Origin of the sequence: Aeromonas sp. Prich7-2 (assembly GCF_017939255.1) — a bacterium.
GTDB lineage: Bacteria > Pseudomonadota > Gammaproteobacteria > Enterobacterales > Aeromonadaceae > Aeromonas > Aeromonas caviae.
In genome coordinates, this window is sequence record NZ_JAGKRI010000031.1 from 1 (window position 1) to 2,627 (window position 2,627).

A 2,627-nucleotide genomic window follows, 5' to 3' on the forward strand; every position below is an offset into this window, starting at 1 on the left:
TGCGTATTCCCACGCATGGCGATCGCTCAATAACATTCATGCCGATCACTCAATAACATCCATGCCGATCGCCCAATAACATCCCAGGCCGATCACTTTTTTCCTCTATGGGAAACCATGATCGGCATGAATGTTATTGATGACTTCTTCTCCCCGCTTCGTTAAACCCGCACTTTCCAACTGGACCCAAAAGAGGAAAGTGCATGTCTGCGAGGCCTATCACCGTGAGAAAACTCAAAGAAATCCTTCGTCTCAAATATCAGGCTCAACTGGCGCATCGTCAGATCGCCCTCAGCCTGCATATCTCATCCAGCACCGTCTCCTATTACCTCAATCGCGCTGCTCAGTTGGATATCACTACCTGGCCGCTCTGTGAGCGCTGGGATGATGTCACCCTGGAGCGTGCCTTCCTCAGCACCCGCGCGGTGTCCAAAACCCGCCACAAACCGCTCCCTGACTGGGCCGTGCTCCATCAGGAGCTCAAACAGCCCGGTCAAAAAGGGGTAACGCTGGAGCTACTGTGGCAGGAGTATGCCGAGCGCAATAACGGTGCCCACTACAGCTACAACCATTTCTGTCGGCTCTATAAGGAGTGGGCATCGGTGCTGCAACCGTCGATGCGCCAGACCCATATCGCGGGCGAAAAACTCTTTGTCGATTACTGTGGCCAGACCATGCCCATCGTGGATCCTCATACCGGTGAGATCCTCTATCGGGCCCAGGTCTTCGTCGCGGTGCTCGGGGCCTCCAACTACACCTTTGCTGAAGCCACCCGCTCCCAACAGCTTGAGGATTGGGTGATGAGCCACAAGCGGGCCTTTGAGTTTTTCGGCGGCGTCCCGCAACTGGTGGTGCCTGATTGCTTGAAGAGTGCGGTCAGCGTGGCACGCAATACTGACCCGGATCTCAATCCCACCTACCAGATGCTGGCCGCTCACTTCGGCACAGCGATCATGCCCGCCAGGCCGCGCAAGCCGAAAGATAAATCCAAGGCCGAGGTGGGGGTACAGATCGTCACCCGCTGGATCCTGGCGGTACTGCGCCATGAGACCTTCCATAGCCTGGCTCAGCTTAACCAACGGATATCCGGGTTACTGACCCGGCTCAATGAGAAACCCTTCCAGAAGCTGCCCGGTTGCCGCGCATCCATGTTTGCCGAGCTCGATGCGCCAGCACTCAAGCCCTTGCCAGCGTACCCCTACCAGTACACCAAAGTGGTGTCGGTGCTGGTCGGCAAGGATTACCACGTCGACCTGGAGAAGCACTATTACTCGGTCCCTTATGCCTTGCAGGGCAAGCGGCTGGAAGCCCATCTGGCGGAGCGTACGGTCACCCTGTATCACGCGGGTAAGGTCGTCGCTCAGCACCCACGCAGTCATCGCAAAGGCCAGCACAGCAGTCTGCCCGCCCATATGCCAGCGCATCACCAGGCACTGCTGGAGTGCTCACCTGAACGCCTACTGAGCTGGGCCGCGTCCATCGGGCCCTATACCACGCATTGGGTGGATAGTTTTATCCGCCAGGCAGCGCATCCGGCCCAAGCCGTGCGACCTTGTCAGGCCCTGCTGGGACAGAGCAAAAAGTATGGCAAGGCGCGGCTGGAGGCCGCCTGTCTACGTGGCTATCTGACCGGCGCCAACCGGCTGCACCACATCCGCAACATGCTCAAACACGGGCTGGAACAACAACCAGTTGCCACCTCACGCCAGGATCCGTTGCAAGACATCCATCATGACAATGTCCACGGCGAACACTACTTCCACTAATCCATCACTCAACAAGGAAAAGAGCATGCAATTACATCTCGATGAACAACTGAGCACCCTGCGTCTGGGCGGTGTGAAACAGGCGCTGAGTCAGCAACAGACACAGAGCGCGTTGTATCAGGACATGAGCTTTGAAGAGCGGCTGCAACTGCTGCTGAGTCATGAGCTGGTGCAACGGGAGCAGCGCAAAGTTAACCGGTTGGAGAAGCAAGCGCGGTTTCGATTGTCCGGTCAAATTGAGCAGCTGGACTACCGTGCCAGCCGGGGAATAAGCAAAGCGCAGATCCGCCAGCTACTGGAAGGGCAGTGGCTGGCTCATCAGCAAAACCTGCTGCTGACGGGGGCGGCAGGCTGTGGGAAGAGTTACCTGGCCTGTGCGTTGGGCCGCTATTTTATCCGGCAAGGCGTAGCGGTGCGCTACTACCGGCTGAAAACCCTGCTGGAAGAGATGAGACTGGCGCAGGCGGATGGCAGTTATCCGAAGCTGCTGGAGCAGGTGAATAATGTGGGCTTGCTGATCCTGGATGACTGGGGCATGGAGATGCTGGATGCGGCCGAGCGCAGTAATTTGCTGGAGATCATCGATACCCGTTACGGGAGGGTCTCGACAGTGGTTGCGAGCCAACTGCCGGTAGAGAAATGGTATGGGATGATCGGAGAGGCCACATTCGCAGAAGCGATCCTGGACCGGCTGATCCACAGAGCGGTACGAGTAGGTTTGACAGGTGAGTCGATGCGAAAACAGGGCATCAACTTGACCGATGCCGATCAGGCAGAGTAAAAGAAAGACGCAGTTCCTGCGGGTAGAAAAATGGTGATCGGCATGATGTTATTGGCTGATCGACATGATGTTATTAGCCA

At 56.9% G+C, this 2,627-nt stretch carries 2 protein-coding genes; both read left to right on the forward strand.

Annotated elements, in window-relative coordinates; translation table 11 throughout:
• Nucleotides 1–203: 203 nt before the first annotated feature.
• Nucleotides 204–1,766 carry an IS21 family transposase gene (istA, locus tag J9892_RS06860; RefSeq protein WP_024945937.1) on the forward strand — a complete coding sequence of 521 codons (1,563 nt, stop codon included), beginning with the start codon at nucleotides 204–206 and terminating at the stop codon, nucleotides 1,764–1,766.
• 25 nt (nucleotides 1,767–1,791) lie between these two features.
• Complete coding sequence (istB, locus tag J9892_RS06865; RefSeq protein WP_024945936.1) at nucleotides 1,792–2,547, forward strand: IS21-like element helper ATPase IstB; 756 nt, start codon at nucleotides 1,792–1,794, stop codon at nucleotides 2,545–2,547.
• Nucleotides 2,548–2,627: the final 80 nt, after the last annotated feature.